Origin of the sequence: Aestuariirhabdus sp. LZHN29 (assembly GCF_049985285.1) — a bacterium.
Classification (GTDB): Bacteria; Pseudomonadota; Gammaproteobacteria; order Pseudomonadales; family Aestuariirhabdaceae; genus Aestuariirhabdus.
Window position 1 is genome coordinate 1,164,850 of sequence record NZ_JBNIEU010000002.1, and the last position, 20,316, is coordinate 1,185,165.

Genomic DNA, 20,316 nt, shown 5'->3' on the forward strand with positions numbered 1-20,316 from the left:
GATGACGCCAGGGAAGCGAGTTCTTCTGGTTGTAGAAGATGACCCGGGGTTGCAAAAACAACTGAAGTGGTCGTTAGGCGACTACGATATTCGAGTCGCGGCAGACTCGGACTCTGCGTTAGCCCAGCTGCGCCGAGAGGAGCCCGCTGTCGTTACTCTTGATTTGGGGTTACCCCCAGACCCGGCTAATGCATCTCAGGGGCTTGCGCTATTGGTCCGCATTCTTGCAGAACGCCCATCTACAAAGATGATTGTTGTGACGGGCAACGATGATCGTGAGAATGCGGTTAAAGCCGTAGCGATGGGGGCCTATGACTATTATCAGAAACCAATTGATATAGATGAACTGAAACTGATAATCGACAGGGCTTATCGGCTCTATGATCTTGAGGAGGAAAATAGAAAACTTCAACAAAATGTTGTCTCTGAGCCTTTGCGTGGTGTCATCGCTTGCTCTGATAAGATGCAGCAGGTTACCCGAATCATTGAGAAAGTTGCTCCTTCTGAGATAAGCGTTCTGCTACTGGGGGAAAGCGGTACCGGCAAGGAGGTGTTGGCTAAAGCGCTGCACAGCTTAAGTGGGCGCAAAGGTCGGTTTGTTGCGGTTAACTGCGCAGCCATTCCTGAAACACTACTTGAAAGCGAACTCTTTGGCCATGAACGAGGCGCCTTTACCGGTGCGGTGAAGCAAACTATTGGGAAAATAGAATACGCAAGCGGAGGTACCTTTTTCCTTGATGAAATAGGTGATCTACCAACGGCGCTGCAAACAAAGATTTTGCGCTTTCTTCAAGAAAGAACCATTGAGCGAATAGGGGGGCGCGGTGAGCTTCCGGTGGATGTTCGAGTTGTGTGCGCGACACACCAAAATCTCAGTCAGCAGATAGAGGAGGGTTTGTTCCGAAGTGATCTCTATTACCGCATAAGTGAAATGAGTATCGAAATTCCGCCACTACGTTCACGAGATGGAGATTCGGTTGTTATTGCCAGTGCCTTGATAGAAAAGCAGCGCGATGGCGCAAAGAAGTGCCCGGTACTTAGCGATGAGGCAATAATGGCGATTGAAAAATATCAGTGGCCAGGGAATATACGTGAGCTTGAAAATAGAATTAAACGGGCACTGATAATGGCGGAAAATGGTCGAATTACCCCCGTTGACCTACAGCTTGACGAACCAGATAAAGGTTCTTTGCTGCCGTTTAATCTTAAATCTTTAAGAGAGAAAACCGAAAAGGAAGTGATTACACGGGCGATTGGATATACCGATAATAATATTTCAAAGGCGGCAGAGCTTTTAGGTGTGACGCGACCCACACTGTATTCGCTCATGCATAAGTATGGAATTATGGGCTCAAAAAAAATGGAGATGGGTGATTCATGAACTTCGCACGGGGATTAGTACGATACAGCGTTATTGTCGCTTTTTTAACATCGCCTCCAGCTTTTTCAAAAGACTATTTACAAAGTGCCAAGGATTATCTTGATGATGGGGACAGATCATCGGCTATTATCGAGTTGAAAAACTATTTGAAAGAGGCTCCCGAGTCACTTGAGGCGCGGGAGCTACTGGCCGCGACCGAGTTGTCTACGGGGGATGTCGATGCCGCCATCGGCGTCTACGAATCAATAGAGCGCTCGGGTGATCTGGATCTCGACAAAATTGTCGAGTTGGCTAATCTATACCTTGTTAGACGTGAGCCAGAAAAAGCGTTGGCACTCCTTGCTTCACACAAAGGGCTTGTCGAAAGCTCCGCTCCTGCTCTTTTAGCAAAAGGAAATGCTTTTTTAGCCCAGGCAATGATGGCCGACGCTCGAGATTCATTTAACGCCTCAGGCAGTATTGAATCCTCAGCTGAGGCAACTATCGGGCTCGCAAAAATATGGGTAGCGGAAAAGGATACAGAAAAAGCAAAAAAACTTCTTGATGGTCTCCCAGAAAACGATAGTGATAACGTTGAGGGTCAATTATTACGTGCGCAGATCTATTACATTGAAGCACGTTATTCTGACGCCGTTAAGATTTTTGAAAAGCTGGAAGAGAAAGGCGTTGGTGGAACGCTCGTAAAAAATAGAAAAGCAGATGCACTAATGGCTGCAGGTGAGGTTGAGTCTGCGGAAAAAACCTTGTTAGAAATTGTTAACAGTGAACCGGATAATGTGCAGGCAAACTTTAATCTCGGGAGGGTATCTCTTTCACGTCAGGAGTTTCCAAAGGCTCGAGAATACTTTGAGAAAGTTCTTTCCAGAGTGCCCAATCACTTACCCTCAATGTATATGCTATCTATTGCGCACTATCAGTTGGGTGCGAAGAATCAAGCTCGGGATATGCTAAACAGGTATATTCAGGAGTATCCAAAAAATGGAACGGCCAGAGCCTTGCTGGCTACGATTATGCTCGAACAGGAGGCGTTTGAATCTGTTATTGCCTTGTTAGAGCCTCAGGGGCAGGTTGGAGGAGCGAGCGAGTCGGATGGAGATGAACTCGGACCAATGGAAAATGTACTCCTGGGTAAAGCCTATATGGGGTTGAATGACACCGAAAGGGGCATAGGTTATCTGGAAAAATCTAAGGTGGCCGCCGCCAATAATTTGGAAATTGAAGGCTATTTGGCTGCCGCGTACCTTAAAATCGGTGACGTGGCGGGTGCAGCGGTTTCCTCTGATCGGCTGGCAGCAGGCGATCGTCCTACAGTTGACGTTGATAAACGATTAACCCGTTTTTATCTGCAACGGGGTGAAATTGAGTTGGCCGATGCGCTCATAAAGAGCCGCATCAAACAATTTCCTGGGATCAGTGGCTACTGGTACCTGAGCGGGGAATTGCTGGAGGTTCGGCAGCTGTATGGGGAAGCACGTGAGCAGTATCAGCGGGTAATTGAGGAGTCCCCCCAAGACTCTCCTGCGATCATCGGCATATCAAGAACGCTGGCAAAACAAGGCGATACTGCGGCCGCTATCAAGTTCTTGCAACCCTATCTTAACAAAAATCCTGATACCCGGGTATCGATCTATTATGCAGGATTGCAGGATTCCCAGGGCAACCGGGAGCAAGCGGAAGATGTGCTTTTGAAGGCTCAACCCGGTGAGGGGGATAATGCTGAGGTGAGCTTAGCGCTTGCAGCCTTTTACCTTGGGAAGGGCGAACTTGATAAGGCGGCGATTAATGCGGGACGAGCCCTGAATAGAGAGCCAGATAGTATTTTGGCTAACCAGCTAATGCTTCAGATCGCCCTCAGTCGAAATGAAAATCACAATGTCGATCACTATTTTTCACGCTTATTGGCGATTAGTGAGCCTCGCCTGCCGTTATTAAAGAGTTACCTGAGTTGGTTGGCTGGACAACAAGAGTTTACAAGAGCGTTAGACGTGATAACCACCTACCAGTCCCGGTTTGATCAGGACGAATACTCTGAATTGATGCTGTTTAAATTCAGACTTTTGGCTGAAAGCGGTGATTTGTCATCCGCTGATAGGGTTCTGTTTGATCTAGAAACAGTGCACCCGGATAACTCTTCGATAATAGTCGCAAGAGCCCAGTTGTTATCGCGTATGAAGCGTTTCGATGATGCCTTTAGTCATCTCGCTGAAGCGTACGAGCGGACCGGAGACAGCCGATTCGTGTCTGCAATGCTGTCGGTGGGGAATGGGCATGATTTCCCGAATCAGGTTCTTGATCTCCATCTCAATGTGCTTTCAAAGGAACCTGACAATATCGTAATCAATAACAACACTGCTTGGTTGCTTATGAAGCGAGATGATCCGTCATCTGAAATCTATGCAAAAAAGGCCTATGAGCTTGATCCGGTGAATCCGGAGATACTGGATACGCTTGGCTGGGTATTAGTAAATCTAGGTAAGCTCGAAAAAGGGCTCGCGTATTTGCGCGATGCTCATAATGCGCTTCCTGAGAACCCTGATGTCGCGTATCACTATGCTTCAGCTTCAGCTAAGGCCGGTAAAACTCGAGATGCTCAAGAGGCTCTTGCAAAGATTCTTGCCCAACCAGGGGCTTTCGAAGAGCGTAAGAATGCCGAAGACCTTATGGAAAGAATTGAAAGCGGTGAAGCTAATTAGAGTTTTGGGTATCAGAAGGGGCGTGAACAAGTCCACAGTGCTCTCTGCGGGCTTTGGAACGGCCGGGCCTCTAAATGGCAGGCCAGCCAACGAGTGTGTTGTGGTTTACCCGGACAGGAAAGATAAATGTTGCATAGCATACCCTTCATTGGCCTCAGTAAGGGTAGATGGCGACGTAAGCCTTATGGAGAGGTCTTTTCTATGCCGCTAATCTTCGCGCTCTGTGGGCACTATATGGTTAAGGAGCTTGTTCGCGAGCTCCTTAACAAAGGATGACGAAATGCGATCTGGTGAGCTACAGCTAAAAGTAGAAAAGACGCTTGCATTCTACCGAAATTCGATTCTTTATCAGTTGCGCGGGTGGCGAGCTAATGTGTTGCCGGTTTACCCTGATCGCCCTGTTTTTGTAATAGGTTGCTCAAGGGCAGGGACTACTCTGGTCTACAAGACGCTGAGCTTGTCAAATGGATTGGGAACCCTGAATCGAGAGACTCATGACCTATGGGCGCAATTACACAGCCTGGATTCGCGAAATTGGGAGAGTCACTGTCTGTTCAAGCACGATGCAGTAAAAAAGGATGAACGTTTTATCTCCAACTATTTTTACTCAAGGACGGGTAAGTTGCGATTTGTTGACAAGAATAACCAGAACGGCCTTTGTGTAGACTATCTTAATGCATTGTTTCCGCAAGCTCTGTTTGTCTACGTTACCCGCAACCCAGGAGACAATATACACTCACTTATTGAAGGTTGGAGAAGGGCAGACGAGTACGCTACCTGGTCAGACAACCTACCGGCTACTGTCGATATTGATGGGGGGATGTTTTCTCGGTGGTGTTTTTTCCTCTTTCCCGGTTGGAGGGAGTACGTGGACAGTCCGATTGAGGCGGTGTGTGCGGAACAGTTTCGTTCAATCAATAAATCTATTCTCAGTAGTTCCCGGAAAATAACCCAAGACCGTTTTTTTCGAATTGAGTATGAGAGGATTCTGGAGGACCCAGTTGACAGCTTCCGTGGACTCTATGATTTTTGTGGAGTGCCTTTTACCGAGGAGTTAAAAACACATTCCCAAACTGTTTTGCAACACCCTTACAATGCATTCTCGGCAATTAAGCGCAACAAATGGCTCGACTCCGACAATGTTAAGCGCATCAAGTCGGTGTTGCCCAGAGTTGAAGAGGTGGCTAAAGCTATGGGGTATGAACCTGCGGATTACATGAGGTCCGAGGTTTGAGTGTTCTTTGGACATCCCTAGGGTTCTTTATAATTGTCGGGTGGGGGCTTTGCGTACTGGTTGTTTGGTGGCGATACGGCCCGATACTCCGCGCTATTTTTCGAGAACCGGTGCTAAATGCACCTCTATTTATTCTGGAAAGCGATGACTGGGGGGCGGGGGATCACCAGCAGTCACAAAGCCTTGGAAAAATAAATACGATGCTGAAGGCATGCCTATTGGCTGATGGTGGCAATCCTGTTATGACCCTGGGTGTAACCCTTTTGGCACCGAGGGTGTCGGTAAAGGATAGTCACTGTGTAATAGAAACCGTTTCACTGGCAGCACCGGAGAGCCAGAAAACACTCATATCGCTACTGGAAGTTCAGCGTGAAGGGTTGATGCCACTCCAACTCCATGGGCGATTACACTTTAATACTGACTGCCTACAAAGCTATATGGATAGCCAATTTAAAGATGAAACCAGGGCGGAAAATAACCCAGTGGAGCTGGGTAAATCGATACCGATCGAAGTTTTTCCCGCAGAAGTTCAGTCCCGGTGGTGTTCCGCTGAGTCAGATGCAGAGCGTCAAGCCATGGATGAGGTGTTAGAGCACAAGGATGTTTTTGGTATGATGCCTTCGGTTGCGGTGCCACCCACGTTTGTATGGAATGATGAGGTAGAAGCAGGGTGGCTAAAGGGAGGAATAACAACCTTGATGACCCCGGGACATCGCTCTGTCGAGCGCGATGGCGATCACTTTGTACGTGACAGACGTGATATCGCGAATGGCGATTTGACGGCATCCGGGCTGCTTTGCCTGGTACGCAACGGCTATTTTGAACCCTATAAAGGAGTCGGGGTTAATCAATGCCTGCAGATGGTTGAGCACGCCATCGCCTGCGGTCGTCCTGCAATTATAGAAACCCATCGCTGGAACTATATACATCCAGATCTTTCAGTTCGGGAGCGCTGTTATTCCGAGTTGGCGTCGCTGCTAAGGATCGTTGTGGAACGCTATCCGGCGGTTGCCTCGGTAAGCTCAGAAGTGCTCGCAGATCGATACCGATCCAACCCTCGACCCGCAGCCTCAAGGGAGGAGAGTTATTTTATCCTTCCCCTTTGGAAGCGAATTCCAGCCTGGCAAGCCCGGTTGGATGGGAGTGAAATTCCCAAGTTATTTAGATGGGTTACTGGCATAGCGGCAATTCTGTGGATCGGCAGGCAGTTACTGGTATTGAATGCTGGGTTCAAGCATGAATAGGCCTCCGCGTATATCGGTTGTTGTGCCGGTCTATAATGGTGAAAAAACGTTGGCCAGGGCGTTGGACTCCCTAATCGAGCAAGACGTTTCGCCCTACGAGGTTATCGTGGTGGATGATGGGTCTACCGATGGAAGCGCTGCTGTTGCGGCCCGATATGGCGAGCGCATAAGCTTGATTCAGCAGGATAACCTAGGTGTTTCCGTTGCTCGTAACAGGGGGGTTGCCCATGCCAGTGGAGACTGGTTAGCATTTCTCGATGCGGATGATTGGTACTATCCCCATAGACTTAGCTGTCACGCAGAGCTAATTCAGAGATACCCAAAACTGGACCTTCTTAGTGGAAATTTTCACTACGTCTACGAAGATGGCTCTTCGCAGGAGAATATTGATGCGCTCGATTGGGGGGGGGAGCTGCGAAACTCAGCTGAAGGCGCCATGGTGCTTATCGATAAACACCTGCGTAGGAAATATGCGGGACAGCATGTTGGCGATACCCACACCTTGACCCTGCGCCGAGATCTGTTCCTTCGTGTTGGGGGATACCCTGAAGGGGTTGCCATAGCAGAGGATATGAGTCTGCTTTTAAGGGCGCTGGATCACTCAGCGTGGCAGGCGGTAGTGCTTACACCGCTCGCGGCCTATTGTGTGCATTCAACGAGCGCAATACGGCGCCGTCCACTGGCTTCCCAGCGCCTGGCGTTGGAGACCTATCGCGATCTTTTAGGGAGCTATCAGTTTCAGCGGCAGGAGGTTCTATTGGGTGCCGGTGATGCGTTGCGAAGAGCGCGCCTCGATCTCTCTTATGCATTACTAAGCAACCGTCACTATCCCGCCGCGGTTATCAATCAGGTCAATGGACTGCTCAGTGACCCTGGAATTTTTTTGCGCAAGGTTCGCGATCTGTTGTCAGTACTGCGAGGCCGGTCTGCTTCGGCTTGAAGCGAAACGAAGACGCCTACGAAATGGAATCATTGCTTGGCCTCAGGGGCGTGTAAAGCTCCTCAACACGCGGGCACATTCCTGGATGAGATGGATGCCAATTTGGCCTCTCGGTTTTTCCAAAAACAAAGAGCCCCGAAGGGCTCTGTGCTGGTAACTATCCCTGTTACCGGGATTAGATGCTTTTACTAACTCCTAAGCGGCACGCTTACGCTTCAAACCGCCCATGGCCAACAACCCTAGAGCCATCAGTGCCAATACACCGGGCTCCGGGATTGTGCGCAGGTGGTCGATACGGAAGGCGGCCTGGAACTGGTTGACAACGCCCTCAGCGGTTACCATTCCGAGGCAATTTACGTCGGCGCCAGCCTCTTCACAGGCTTCGTCAGATAGAGGAACCAAACCCTCGCCAGTATCGGTGTTTTGCAGGAATATTGAGGCTGCATATAACTCCATTTCATCTTCGTCCCCAAATGTAAACAGTTGGAAGAAAGAGAGAGTGTCGGGGTTAAAGCCGGCACCGGCAACGTTGAGAACAAACACGTCACCGCAACCGTTTTCATTAACTGGTACCCCTTCAGGACATAGCCCATTGCCGTCACCGGGATCCAGATTGTCCCAGAAATTAGGCGTTTCGATAAATTCGATTGCGAAGGTTAAAGGCGGCGCACTGAAACTGTCACCATCCCCGGCTGTGGCGGGTGGGATGGGCAGCTCCGGATCCAGAGTAAGAACATCGAGAAGCGTAGCGCTGGTTAATGTGTCGCCAGTAATTACGAAGTTGTTATGGGTATAGATAGAGGTATCTACGGTAGCACCTCCGGTTTGAACCGAACCGGAATTGGTACCGGCATTATCGATGAAGAGCGAACTCTGCTGCAGAGTCGGATTTTCCCCATTGTTATTGAAGGGGTTACCCCATGCCAAATTGGTCGATCCACCCAACAGAGAGTTAGGCACGGTACCCGTGACCCCGGCATTAAACTCAGTGAAGCTGCTATTCAGCGTGTAGTTCCAGTCGGTGACAACAATTGCACTGGCCGTAGGCGACAGCAATAACGGTGCGGTCAGGCAAGCAGCGGTTAATAAGCGTTTTGCAGTAAACATGATCATTCCCTCGCTAAAAGATCCAATCCCAATCGCGGTTCAAATGGCTTTAAAGCTGTTGAACACCCAATTTAAATCACGACTTGCTTGCCTATATAGCAAAGAGCTGGCCAATTCCTGTTCTAGCCTCCTAACCTATTGGTTAAATTGAATAAATAATACTCTGCTATACTCATCGCTCCGATCTGTTTAACGAATTTTTAGAAAGGTGTAAATCCTGCTGACAGCTGCTGGTGCTGCGGAGGAGGCACTATTTTATAGGGAGGGTTATGTGGTGGAACCTTCGAGCCCTTTAAAGGCCCTGGTTGGTATTGCGAGCCGTTATCCGTCGGCAGATAACTCCCAACCTCTCCAGTTTCAGATCTCCGGTGAGGAAATTGGAATAAGTTATTCGCCGCTTAGGTGTAATTCAGAGGCTTATTTCGGACCCGGCTCTCATGCGGTTGAATTAAGCCTCGGTTGTGCGATAGAAAGCCTTCGTATTGTTGCCAAAAATCTTGACACTCCCTGCTCCGTTAGAACGGCGGAGGGCAGGGTTATCTGCACCTTCCCCGGCATTAGTGATCTGAGTGTTGGGCCGCTCGCTGAAGCTTCGATTTTACGGCGCCATACAAATCGGGGTCCTTTTCTCCGTGAGCCGCTGGATAACGCCACTGTGCAGGCTATATCTGCACAGGTGGAGGGGCCGCTCATTGCCCGGTATTGGGCGACATCGGGTGCAAATGATTTGATCGAGCAAATTCAACAGGCTTCCTCTTTACGTTTCCGCTCGCCAGATCTGGTTCGCTTTTTGGCATCCTCTTTACGATATACGCCGGAAGAGGCCGCAAATGGCGACGGTTTGGATGTTGAAACGCTCTGTTTGCCCCCGGGAGGGGGCGCAATACTGGGTATGAGTACATCGAGTTACTGGCTGCCCAAACTTAATCATTTAGGCTTTCATCGGGTGTTAGCGTTGTTTGAAGGCGTGATGCTTAAGCAATCAGCAGGCCTAATTACGATTTCCGGAGGTGAGCTAGAGACCGATGCCCGGGCAGCGGGCCAATTAATGATGCGTCTGTGGGTGGAGCTTAATGCGGCAGGGTTAGGGGTGCACCCCTATTATGTTGTCACCGATCAATTGGTTCGGCGACGTCTTGGCAAGGTGAGTCAGGAACTTGAGGAGGAGGTTAAGGCCCTGGATGAGGGGGTGGTTGAGGCTGTTGGGGGCGCACTGCATATGGTGTTGCGAGTAGGGTACCCGAAGAACGACGTCTGTCGCTCTCAGCGCTTACCTTTAGGGCAGGTTGTTGAGGAGTTATAGGGTTTACAGTCAGTCACTCTTTCTGCGGTGGCCGCCTACCTGGGATCCTATGGGGTGCTGAGAAATGCTTGCCTGACTTTGTGCATAACGAACCGGGTTAGGGGGTTTCGGTAGCCCCCGGGTCGCCACGTGTGGTTAACCCTGTTGATAAATGGATCGTACTGAAGCCCGTGGGGCGCGGCCAGTACCCGGCCCCTGCCGGTAAGAATTTTAAGCGCCTGAGTAGCAGCGACGCCGGCACACATTTCGCAGCCCATTATGGTAGAGGGGCCTTTTCTCGCTTCAAGATCAACACGTGAAGGGTCAACTAGATAGGATGCGTGGGCCATGGAGGGAGCGAGACCAACAAAAAATCGTAATGATTTTTCGGTTTCAGATTGGCCTTTAAATCCAAAATACTGCTCGAAGCTTGTACGTTTTGGCATAAAAACCAGCGTGGCGGCGCCTGTCCCCAAAGGTGCCGCAGTAACTGCGGGGATATGGTGCTGATAACAATGGTGAAATACCAGCTCGCGTGCGTCGAAGGCAAAAAAATCCAACCCATCTATATAGAGATCCACCTTCAAAAAAAAGTGTTCGAGATTGTGTCGGTTGACGCCTTCATCAAACACCTTGATGTCGAGTTCGGGGTTAATATCCAGCGCCATCGATCGTAAGGTGTCCGCTTTTTTCTTGCCGTAGGTGCTGGTGCGGGCTCCCGCTTGTCGGTTTGTATTCTCTACTCCAAACTCGTCAAAATCGGCAATATGAAAGTGGCCTATACCCAGTCGAACCAATGTAAGAAGATGAGCACCACCAACGCCTCCCATGCCGGCGATTGCCACCCGGGTATCTCTTAGTACGCTTTGCTCCTCTTCGGTTATCCAGCCTATGTTGCGGGAAAAAGCTGAAGCGTAGTCGAATGAATTCATAAACGAATTGTCTTCCTAGGCGAAGTTAGCGCGCGGAAATATTGATTTTTTACTCGATGGAGCCGCCAGTTGCTGAAAAACGGAATCCCGTATCGACCCGTAAAGTTCTGCCATCTCCGTGGTTAGGTGGCAAGTGAGATCCTCTTTGGGAATAAAGTACAGCGCGCGTTCACCATGGTAATCCATAATATCGCTGCCTTGTTGAAACATTACACCAAAGCGCAATAAGTGGCGTGCCAGGCGGGGTTCCATCATCGCAAAAACGTAGTCGATACTTGCCAGGTCAACGATCGCCATCCCCGCGAGATAAAGCCCCATCGCGATGTGCGGAAAATGTCGTTTTTCTTCAGCGGTCGCCTGAGGGGCTCGAGCGGGAAGGGGGATAGCCGCTGTGGATTCGTCTTTTCTGCGTCGGAAAGAGGAGGGGACGGCCAAGCGGGAGGCTTCTCCATAGGAGACTGTATTTAAAATCGCGAGATCAAACTGATCCTTGGATATATGCTGGGCGCAATATTTCTCAAAAGGAGCCATTTGAGCCGAATCTACAGGATCTGGAATAACCAGTCGCACACAGCCAGCTGGAGTATTGGTTCGGTTGTGATAAATAAGACTATGAATAGAGTAACGATCGAAATCATCACGCTCAACTTCCTCTGGCGACGAATCCTCCCACCCAAATTCACGTGCGAACACATCGTAACGGATGCGGAAAACCTCGGTTTGGAGCTCGGGAGTTAACGCGAGTGCCACCCTGAAATAGCTGTTGAACTCTTCGCAGATGGACATTTTAGCCATTTCGCTACTCCGTTATTAAATCCAAACAACCTTATTAGTGAATGATCTAAAAGGGTGCGCACTAAGTCACGTAGTCAATAACTAAAGGATGGTACTCTGACATTTGACGTACCTATTCAAGGAGAATAGCACAGGGAACTGTAAAAACTGGGGGCGGTTAGGTTAATTGGCTTAGGCTATTGGGGAAACAATGAACAATCGGTTATATGAGGTGTTCGTAGCAGATACCGAATTTGCTAAAACTATAAACTACCACGTGAGGTATCAGGTCTATTGCGAGCAAAAGCAATATGAAAGCCCATGTGATGAGTTTATAGACCAGGAGCGCGATGAGTGGGACGAACGCTCGGTACATTTTATTGTTCGTGATCAGCTCAGTGGTGAGTGGTGTGCTGCACTCAGGCTTGTCAAACCCGTCACCGGATTGCAATTACCGCTGGAAAATATCAGTAAAATTAATGAGGAGTGTATAAGGGGAAAACGTCATCAGGCGGTTGAACTCTCCCGCCTCTGTAAACCGAAATCGGGGTCTTATGAAAGTCTGGGAAAACGGACGGACGGAGAAGTTATTCAAGCGTTGGTCTCATCGGTTGCCAGATACTGCCACGATCACGGATACGATGAGTTGTTTTGCCTTACATCCCCCTCAATTGTTCGCCTGATGCCAAGGCGCTGGAAGCTAAATGCGGTTGGTCCTGCAGCAGAGCACCGAGGCCTTAGGCGGCCTTACTGGCTGGATATTGACAGTATTTTAGATTTTTGTGACGAAAAAATGCCAGATGTAGGCTATAGGAATTTTTCCTGCGCGTTTGGCGGAAATGCCATGGCATCGGTATTTTGATCGCGTTTTAGAATAAAAATAATTTGTATACTTCTTATTGTTGAGTGAAGAGCGTAAACGCACTTTATATTCAAAAGTTTCCGTAAAAAAGCCGCATAAAAATTGCTGACTTCCGAATTGGGTATATAATTTTTTCTTAGCATCCAGCATCTAACGGAGTAGATCGAGATGATAAGAAGAAATAGCCAACTTTTTGGCGTGGTGCTTTTCCTGTCCCTAGCGGCATGTAATTCGAATCCTCATCCTCCTTTGGATTCGGCAACGCTTTATGAGCCGATTACCACATCGCCTGCGGACTATCGTTATTTGATCGGTCCAGGAGATGATCTGGAAGTTTTCGTTTGGCGAAATCCAGAGGTATCGACAACCGTTACGGTTCGCCCTGACGGATTCATCACCACTCCTTTAGTAGAGGATGTCCCTGTCAGCGGTAAAACGCCGACAGAGGTTGCGCGTCTTCTGGAAAAGGAGCTATCCGCGTTTATACGAGACCCTCTGGTAACCGTGATGACTCAGGATCACCTGGGACCGTTTAGTGAGCAGGTTCGCATTGTCGGTGAAGCGGAAACACCTGAATTCTTACCCTATGTCGAAGATATGACCCTGCTTGACGTCATGATTGCCGTTGATGGGCTTACTGATTTTGCGGACGGGAATCGCGCAAGCATCGTGCGGGTGTCGGGCGGTGAGCAACGACAATACGGTGTTCGCCTGGATGACCTGATTAAGGACGGTGATATCTCCGCGAACGTAAATATGTTGCCTGGCGATATTCTTATCATCCCAGAAACATTTTTCTAAGCTTGTCGCCAGGAGCACGTTATGCAGGAAACACTCGACCTGCTGGTTAACTATGCTCGCGAATTTAAGCGGCGCCAGTGGTTCATTCTCATGTTAAGTGGTGCCCTTTGCCTGCTCGGTTGGTATGGGGTATCTCATGTGCCGGATAAATTCGAGGCAAATGCCAAGGTTTATATTGATACCCAAAGTATCTTGAGACCACTACTCAGTGGTTTAACGGTGCAGGCCAACACAAAGCAGCAGGTAACGCTACTGGTCAAAACATTATTGAGTAAGCCTAACGTAGAGCGGCTGCTAAAAATGGCAGATTTGGATGCAGGAACGAAAACCGAGCTGCAGTATAAAGATCTGGTACGTAGCCTTCAGAAGGAGATAACCTTAACGAAAGAGAGGCGCGACAATATTTTTTCCATCCGCTACATGAGTTCTGATAAACAGGTTGCAAAAAGAGTGGTGGACTCCGTGCTGACCCTCTTTATGGAAAGTTCTGTTGGCGAAAACCGGGAAGATACGATTAACGCCAAACGCTTTATCGATCAGCAGTTGGTCGAGTATGAAAACAGGCTGAAATCTAGCGAAGTAGAATTGATGAATTTTAAGAAGAAGCATCTAGGTATGATGCCATCCGACGGTGTTGATTATTATCAGAGGCTACAAGCGGCAAGTAGAAAGCTTGAAGAAGCCAGGCTACTACTTCAAGAGCTGGAGAGCGAAAGAGAATCTGTGGAGGACCAATTGGCCGGAATGCAAGAGGGAACGAGCATGAGGGTAACACCGTCAACCTATGTGTCTCCCTCTATTTCGACGAGATACGATGTTCGCGTTGCCAAACTTGAATCCCAGCTGGATGAGTTGCTGTTAAAGTACACAAAAAATCACCCCGATGTAAGGAATATGGAAGAACAGCTGGCAGTACTCGTTACAGCGCAAGAAAAAGAGCGGAAAGCCGCGATGAGGCACCAGCCTAAAGTCGTTCAGGGAGGTGCCGCCGGAGTCATCGGCGGGGTGGATTTGCACAACCACCTTAAGCTCGCGTTATCAGATCTAAACACCAAGATCGCCTCAATGGCTATCCGTCTAACTGCTTATGAGAAGGAGGAGCAGGAGCTCAAAGTTCTTGTTGATACCATCCCGGATATTGAAGTTCAGCTTGGTGAGTTGAATAGAGACTATGGAATTACAAAAAAACGCTATAACGAACTACTGGCACGTAGAGAGTCTGTAGAGATATCGCGCAAAGCATCTCAGGATACAGATGATTTGCAGTTTAAAGTCATTGAACCCCCTGCGGTATCAGATAAACCGAGTTGGCCTAATAGAACGATGCTTTTTTCATTTGTGCTGCCTGCATCTATCGGTGTTACATCGAGTCTGGCGCTGCTCCTGATTATTATTAACCCCCGAGTCATGTCTGCCAAATATGGGGCTGAAATAAGCGGGTACCCGGTAATCGGAAGCGTATCAATGGTCAGAAGCGCGGATGATATTCGTAAGGGAAGGTTTTTTCAGGCCCTCTTTTTTCTTCTTTTTGCGGCCTTAGTATTGGCTAACGTAATCGTCGCTATTAACCAGTAAGTTTTTGACCCTGGAAACTGGATGTATGGATACCATAGAGAAAGCATTACGCAAGGGCTCCGAAGGTAAAACACAATCTGCTACTTTGCCGCTATCAGAAGATTGCGGTATGCCCAAAGTTGAAGATGGCACGGTTGAAAAATCTGTGTCAGGAGTCGGGTTGTCATCAAAAAACAAAAATGTTGAATACCCAAGAAATAAGCATGCCGAAACGAGGGCTGTTGTACCCGGAGGTGCTGGCGGGATTAGTAGTGGTGATGATGTCGCTATATCTTCTGACAGCAAGATGGGAGATTTTATTACCATTAAAAATGAGCTATTAAAATCAAAAAACATTATGGTTCCTAGTGAAGATCGGTCTCTAATTAAAGAGCAGTATCGACATCTGAAGCGTTCTATACTTGGTAAGGCTTTTGGTAGTGATAATGCGGTCAAGCGTAAATTGTCGAATTTGGTAATGGTGACAAGCGCCAGCCCTCGGGAAGGAAAAACATTTACCACCTTGAATCTGGCCTTGAGTATAGCGCTTGAACAGGATAGAAAAATCTTGTTAGTCGATGCTGATGTGGTACAGCCGTCGATAAACTCAGTGCTCGAAATTGATTCATCGCTGGGCATTGTTGACTATTTAAATAGTGATGAGATCGAATTCGAAAATATTCTTCATAAAACCAGTGTTGACAACTTATCACTAGTCCTGGCTGGGAGTAGACACCATCTAACAAATGAATTGCTCGCCAGTGAAAGTATGAGGGCTCTGATGAATGAGCTCTCAACACGTTATCCCGACCGGATTGTAATGTTGGACACTCCACCTTTGTGTCTTACAACAGAGGCGGCAATTTTGGCGTCCCTGGTTGGTCAGGTTATCGTGGTAGTCGAGGAGGGTACAACAACCCAGAGACGCCTTAAAGAAGCGCTTGGGTTAATTGGTGATCATCCAGACGTTAGTTTGCTCATGAACAAATGCAGTTCTGCCAAGGAAGGTAGTTATTATGGATACTACTAGGCTGGAATGTTATTTCTCCCCAGAAGGATCTCTATCTAAATCCAAAGTGGTATTGCTACGAAGCAGAATTGCCTTTTTGGCAACAGTTTTTCTCGTGTCAATGCTTGATGCCGATCAAGCGAATGCGAACCGTTGGGATTTTACGCCTAGCCTGGCAGCTGATCTTGCCTACTCAGATAATGTCGACCTAACAAATACAAATGAAAAAGATGATTGGGTGCTACAGATTCGTCCTGCACTTGAGTTTTCCAAGCGCGCTGGAAGAATAGACGTAGGTGGACGTTACAGCCTTCAGCGAGCGCAGTACCTGAATGAGACGGATAATAACGATACTTATCATCAGTTAAGAAGTGGGCTGAAAGCCGAACTAGTAAGAAATAATTTGTTCTTTAACGCCTCTGCCAATGCACGGCAAAGCTTGGTTGATTTTGGGCGCCCGGGGAGCTCAGACAATATCAGTGGATCAGATAACCGGGCGACAGTAATAGATTACGAGCTAGAACCGGTTTACAAAGCCAACTTCGCCAACAAAGCTAATTTTACAGCGAAGTACCGCTATAGCTCGGTACTCTACGATGGCAATTCTGGTAGGGGGTCTGACAGTAGCCAGTATGGCTACACTCTGACGTTGAACAGCGATAATAATAGCCGCGACTATTTTTGGGTGCTTACTACCAGGGAGGAGACGACTGACTACGATTCTGATAACGATACAAAGGTTACCGATAGCTGGGCGCGTGTTGGGTATTTTTTGACCAGAAGGCTCAATGTTAATGGCACCTATGGGTACGAAAAGCAAAATAACGATCAGGATAATCTTCGTGATGATCCGGATGGTAGCTACTGGTCAGTTGGTTTTCGCTGGGAACCTAGCGACACATCTTCGGTAAGTGCCTCGATGGGTGAACGCTATTATGGCGACAGTTATAGCCTTGATATTTCACAAAGGCACCGCCGTAACACCTTTACACTGGGATATAGCGATCTTCAAACAAGCACGAGAGACCAGTTTATATCTTCACCTAATGGATTTATATGTCCGGAAGGGACCGATCTTTCTGGATGTCGACCTGTTGATGACGCCTTGCCGATCGGATTGCAGATCGGTGTTGGGGAGGTTTTGGTCGGTGATAATGCGATTGATACCGGAATAAATGATCAGGTGTTTGTGTCCAAAACCTGGCGATTTGGATACGCCTACGCGTATCAGAAAAGTAGAGTCAATATTACCGGGTTCCACCAGAAAAGAGAGTATCAAACAGTATTAGGAGAAGAAAAGAGTACGGGTGGAACTACGTCTTATACGCTAACGCATAATCCGAGGTTATCATCCAGTTTTTCCTATGGGCATACAAAAGACCAGCTTTTTGATGGTGAGGAATATCGTACAAATCGTTTTAGCTACAGGGTTGTAAGGAATCTTGATCCTGATACAGATGCTAATTTCCGAGTTTCACATAGCCGCCGTACAGGAGATATTTCTACCTCGGAGTACAAAGAGATACGTTTTGTCGTAGGTGTTTTACGGAATTTTTAAAAGGCCAGGGATATGTACGAAAAGTACTACGGTTTCACAAGTAAACCCTTTCAACTTAGCCCGGATCCGAGGTTCTATTTCAGTAGCCGGGGGCATAGCAGGGCAATGTCTTACCTGCGCTATGGGCTTGGACAATGTGATGGTTTTATTATTATTACCGGCGGAGTAGGCACCGGTAAAACTACGTTAATCAAGATGCTATTTTCTGATCTCGATCAGGAACAGATTGTTGCCGCCAACATTGTGACGACTAACGTGGAGTCAGAAGACTTGATGAGGATGGTGTCCTCGGCGTTTAGTTTACCAACGGAAGGTTTAACAAAGGCAGATCTGTTGCGTCAGTTTGAAGCCTTTTTGCTCGCGTGCGACTCCCATGGACGTAGGGTGTTATTGGTTATTGACGAAGCCCAGAATCTACCGAAATCCTCGCTAGAAGAGCTCCGCATGCTTTCAAATTTTCAGATTAGTAACCGCCCTTTATTACAGAGCTTTTTGCTTGGACAGGAAGAGTTTAGAGATACGCTCCAGTCTGACGGGCTTGAACAGTTGCGGCAAAGAGTAATTGCTTCCTGTCACCTGGCCGCTTTAGATCGTGAAGAAACAGGGAACTACATAAATCACCGTCTTACGTTCGTTGGTTGGAGCGACAACCCCTTTATTGAAGAGGGTGCTTACCATGCCATATACGATTTTACCGATGGAGTGCCCCGTAGAATCAATGTGTTTTGCGACCGACTCTTGCTCTACACCTACCTCGAAGAGCTTTCCGAGATCAATGAAGCTGTCGTTAAGGCGGTCGCTGATGAAATGAGTGCGGAAATAACCCATACGCGAACAGACAGGGGAGCATCTAGAGAGATTAGCGCGGAAATGACAAAAAAATTGGCCGATATAGAGGAGGCGGTCGAAAATGTGAAGTTTACAACGGAGTCTTTAGAGGCAGCATTTGCTTCGCGTATGGGTACACTGAAGAAGCTGATTCTTAGTATTGATAATCTGGCCAAGCAGAGGTCCGAGTGATGCATATTGTTCATGTGGTAGGAGCTCGCCCAAACTTCGTTAAGATGGCGCCTTTGTTCCAAGAGATTGCCGCAATAACTGGAGTGCGACAAACAATTTTACACACAGGGCAACATTTCGATCCGGAAATGTATCAGATTTTTTTTGATCAGTTCGGCCTTCCCCAACCGGATATTCAACTTGGAATTACCGGGGGCAGCGTTAATGATCAACTATCGCGCATGGTCGGGGCCATGGATCCTATTTTTGGATCGATGAGTGGCGCTGTTGTTGTCGTCTATGGCGATGTGACTTCAACCCTGGCCGCCGCCCTTGTAGCTGTTCGCTACTCTCATTTTTTGGTCCATGTCGAAGCAGGTCTACGAAGTTTTGATACCACCATGCCAGAGGAGATTAACCGGATGGTGGTGGATCGCTTGGCCAACCGTTTGTATGTCACGGAAAAATCGGGACTTGAACATTTAGCTAATGAAGGTGTAGATCCAGATAAGGTTGTTTTTGCCGGAAATATAATGATTGATTCGTTATACCGCTATATTGAACAAACACCTTCAGCTGAAACGATTGAGCCTAGAATCGCCGGGAGTAAAAATTATGGTGTTCTCACGCTCCACCGGCCTGGAAATGTTGATTTTGAAGGCCGGCTCCATGCTGTTATGGAGGGTATCTCCTCAGTAGCCAGGGATTTTCCAGTTGTGTTTCCTCTGCATCCTCGAACCCGGGAACGATGCAAAGCGTTTGGTATAGACCTGGATTCTATCCCGGGTCTTATTGTGCGCGAGCCCATGAGCTATATAGATATGCTATCTATCGTAAAGGGAGCGACTGTTGTTTTGACTGATTCCGGCGGATTACAAGAGGAGACCGCGGCCTTATCCATACCCTGCGTTACGATTCGCGATAATACGGAACGGCCAGTAACAATTTTATGCGGAGCTAATCGGTTAGTAAAACCCAACAAGGGTGCAATCATAAAGGGCGTGGAGGAGGCATTAAAACCCGGGAGGAAGATGTCTATTCCGCCTCTTTGGGATGGGAGGACTGCGAATCGAATAGCTAACGATTTGGTCAGCCAGGTTACGAACTCGGAGGAAGCCTGTGCTTAATGCAATGACCGTAGATGTTGAGGAGTATTTTCAAGTATCTGCGTTTTCAGATGTTGTTAAGCGAAGTGAGTGGCCGAACTACGAAAGCCGCGTGCGTGAGAGTATGGATCGCATTCTCGGTCTATTTGAATCCCATGATATGAAAGCGACGTTTTTTATCTTGGGGTGGATCGCGCGCCAACATCCGCAATTGGTTAAGCAGATCCACCGGCAGGGTCATGAGGTGGCGAGCCATGGAATGTATCATGAGCGGGTGACAGAACTTACCTCCCAGCAGTTTTCTACTGACCTTATCGATTCTCGTATGCTGCTAGAAGATATCACAGGAGCACAGGTAAAAGGATATAGAGCCCCGTCATTTTCCCTACCTCTTACGACCCAATCCTATGAAATTTTGGCAGACGCAGGATACCGTTATAGTTCGAGTGTGTACCCGATAAAACATGATCACTATGGAGAACCAAACGCGGAACGATTTAACTTCGAAGGCGGTAGCGGTGTTCTTGAGGTGCCAATCAGTACCCTAAGAATATTGGGAAGAAATTTCCCTGCCGGTGGGGGAGGTTTTTTTCGTTTGCTTCCCTATCACTATCATAAGATGGGGTTTTCGAGATTAAACAAGGTTGAGGGAAAGGCGGGTGTTTTCTATATGCACCCCTGGGAAATTGATGCGGAACAGCCACGGCCTATTGGGATTTCAGCAAAAGGACGTTTTCGCCATTACCTAAATTTAAAAAAAACCTATGGTCGATTGGCCCGTTTGCTTGATGACTATGTCTGGTCAAGTATTGAACAGGTTTACCAGTTTTAGACGGAGGC

The 20,316-nt window shown here is 48.0% G+C and carries 17 protein-coding genes; 14 read left to right on the forward strand and 3 right to left on the reverse strand.

Annotated elements, in window-relative coordinates:
* Window position 1 precedes the first annotated feature (1 nt).
* The 5 genes from prsR (at window position 2) to ACP3PW_RS12175 (ending at window position 7,492) form a co-directional block, all read left to right on the forward strand.
* Window positions 2-1,381 carry a PEP-CTERM-box response regulator transcription factor gene (gene prsR / locus ACP3PW_RS12155; RefSeq protein WP_426416965.1) on the forward strand — a complete coding sequence of 460 codons (1,380 nt, stop codon included), beginning with the start codon at window positions 2-4 and terminating at the stop codon, window positions 1,379-1,381.
* Window positions 1,378-4,074 carry a tetratricopeptide repeat protein gene (locus tag ACP3PW_RS12160; protein WP_426416966.1) on the forward strand — a complete coding sequence of 899 codons (2,697 nt, stop codon included), beginning with the start codon at window positions 1,378-1,380 and terminating at the stop codon, window positions 4,072-4,074. The genes prsR and ACP3PW_RS12160 overlap by 4 nt, the downstream gene beginning before the upstream one ends.
* A 280-nt stretch (window positions 4,075-4,354) precedes the next feature.
* Window positions 4,355-5,308 (forward strand): sulfotransferase family protein, encoded by a 954-nt coding sequence (locus tag ACP3PW_RS12165; protein ID WP_426416967.1) that lies wholly within the window; start codon window positions 4,355-4,357, stop codon window positions 5,306-5,308.
* A 110-nt stretch (window positions 5,309-5,418) separates the two neighbouring features.
* Window positions 5,419-6,552 (forward strand): hypothetical protein, encoded by a 1,134-nt coding sequence (locus ACP3PW_RS12170; RefSeq protein ID WP_426416968.1) that lies wholly within the window; start codon window positions 5,419-5,421, stop codon window positions 6,550-6,552.
* The gene (locus ACP3PW_RS12175) at window positions 6,545-7,492 is read left to right on the forward strand and encodes a glycosyltransferase family 2 protein (RefSeq protein WP_426416969.1); all 948 of its coding nucleotides are present in this window, start codon (window positions 6,545-6,547) and stop codon (window positions 7,490-7,492) included. Before ACP3PW_RS12170 ends, ACP3PW_RS12175 begins: the two co-directional genes overlap by 8 nt.
* A 195-nt stretch (window positions 7,493-7,687) precedes the next feature.
* Here the strand turns inward: ACP3PW_RS12175 and ACP3PW_RS12180 are convergent, their stop codons facing one another.
* The gene (locus tag ACP3PW_RS12180; protein WP_426416970.1) at window positions 7,688-8,599 is read right to left on the reverse strand and encodes a THxN family PEP-CTERM protein; all 912 of its coding nucleotides are present in this window, start codon (window positions 8,597-8,599) and stop codon (window positions 7,688-7,690) included.
* A 727-nt stretch (window positions 8,600-9,326) separates the two neighbouring features.
* Between ACP3PW_RS12180 and ACP3PW_RS12185 the strand changes: the two genes are divergently transcribed.
* Window positions 9,327-9,902 carry a hypothetical protein gene (locus ACP3PW_RS12185; protein ID WP_426416971.1) on the forward strand — a complete coding sequence of 192 codons (576 nt, stop codon included), beginning with the start codon at window positions 9,327-9,329 and terminating at the stop codon, window positions 9,900-9,902.
* Window positions 9,903-9,949: 47 nt separating this feature from the next.
* On the opposite strand, the gene ACP3PW_RS12190 is transcribed toward ACP3PW_RS12185, so the two are convergent.
* Window positions 9,950-10,813, reverse strand: coding sequence for a ThiF family adenylyltransferase (locus ACP3PW_RS12190; RefSeq protein ID WP_426416972.1), 864 nt, complete (start codon window positions 10,811-10,813; stop codon window positions 9,950-9,952).
* A gap of 15 nt (window positions 10,814-10,828) precedes the next feature.
* Window positions 10,829-11,608: a PEP-CTERM/exosortase system-associated acyltransferase gene (locus tag ACP3PW_RS12195; RefSeq protein ID WP_426416973.1), complete on the reverse strand. Its 780-nt coding sequence runs from the start codon at window positions 11,606-11,608 to the stop codon at window positions 10,829-10,831.
* Window positions 11,609-11,798: 190 nt separating this feature from the next.
* On the opposite strand from ACP3PW_RS12195, the gene ACP3PW_RS12200 reads away from it, so the two are divergent.
* The 8 genes from ACP3PW_RS12200 (at window position 11,799) to ACP3PW_RS12235 (ending at window position 20,308) form a co-directional block, all read left to right on the forward strand.
* Entirely contained in the window at window positions 11,799-12,449 is a 651-nt protein-coding gene (locus tag ACP3PW_RS12200) for a GNAT family N-acyltransferase (RefSeq protein ID WP_426416974.1), read from the forward strand.
* A 168-nt stretch (window positions 12,450-12,617) separates the two neighbouring features.
* The gene (locus ACP3PW_RS12205) at window positions 12,618-13,250 is read left to right on the forward strand and encodes an XrtA/PEP-CTERM system exopolysaccharide export protein (RefSeq protein WP_426416975.1); all 633 of its coding nucleotides are present in this window, start codon (window positions 12,618-12,620) and stop codon (window positions 13,248-13,250) included.
* 21 nt (window positions 13,251-13,271) lie between these two features.
* A complete protein-coding gene (locus ACP3PW_RS12210; protein ID WP_426416976.1) occupies window positions 13,272-14,825 on the forward strand; it encodes an XrtA system polysaccharide chain length determinant in 1,554 nt (517 codons plus the stop codon).
* A gap of 25 nt (window positions 14,826-14,850) precedes the next feature.
* On the forward strand, window positions 14,851-15,834 hold the full coding sequence (locus tag ACP3PW_RS12215) for an XrtA-associated tyrosine autokinase (RefSeq protein ID WP_426416977.1): 984 nt from the start codon (window positions 14,851-14,853) through the stop codon (window positions 15,832-15,834).
* Window positions 15,821-17,371 (forward strand): TIGR03016 family PEP-CTERM system-associated outer membrane protein, encoded by a 1,551-nt coding sequence (locus tag ACP3PW_RS12220; protein ID WP_426416978.1) that lies wholly within the window; start codon window positions 15,821-15,823, stop codon window positions 17,369-17,371. Before ACP3PW_RS12215 ends, ACP3PW_RS12220 begins: the two co-directional genes overlap by 14 nt.
* Before the next feature lie 12 nt (window positions 17,372-17,383).
* On the forward strand, window positions 17,384-18,391 hold the full coding sequence (locus ACP3PW_RS12225; RefSeq protein ID WP_426416979.1) for an XrtA/PEP-CTERM system-associated ATPase: 1,008 nt from the start codon (window positions 17,384-17,386) through the stop codon (window positions 18,389-18,391).
* Window positions 18,391-19,497, forward strand: coding sequence for a non-hydrolyzing UDP-N-acetylglucosamine 2-epimerase (gene wecB / locus ACP3PW_RS12230; protein WP_426417043.1), 1,107 nt, complete (start codon window positions 18,391-18,393; stop codon window positions 19,495-19,497). The genes ACP3PW_RS12225 and wecB overlap by 1 nt, the downstream gene beginning before the upstream one ends.
* Entirely contained in the window at window positions 19,490-20,308 is an 819-nt protein-coding gene (locus ACP3PW_RS12235) for an XrtA system polysaccharide deacetylase (RefSeq protein WP_426416980.1), read from the forward strand. Before wecB ends, ACP3PW_RS12235 begins: the two co-directional genes overlap by 8 nt.
* Window positions 20,309-20,316: the final 8 nt, after the last annotated feature.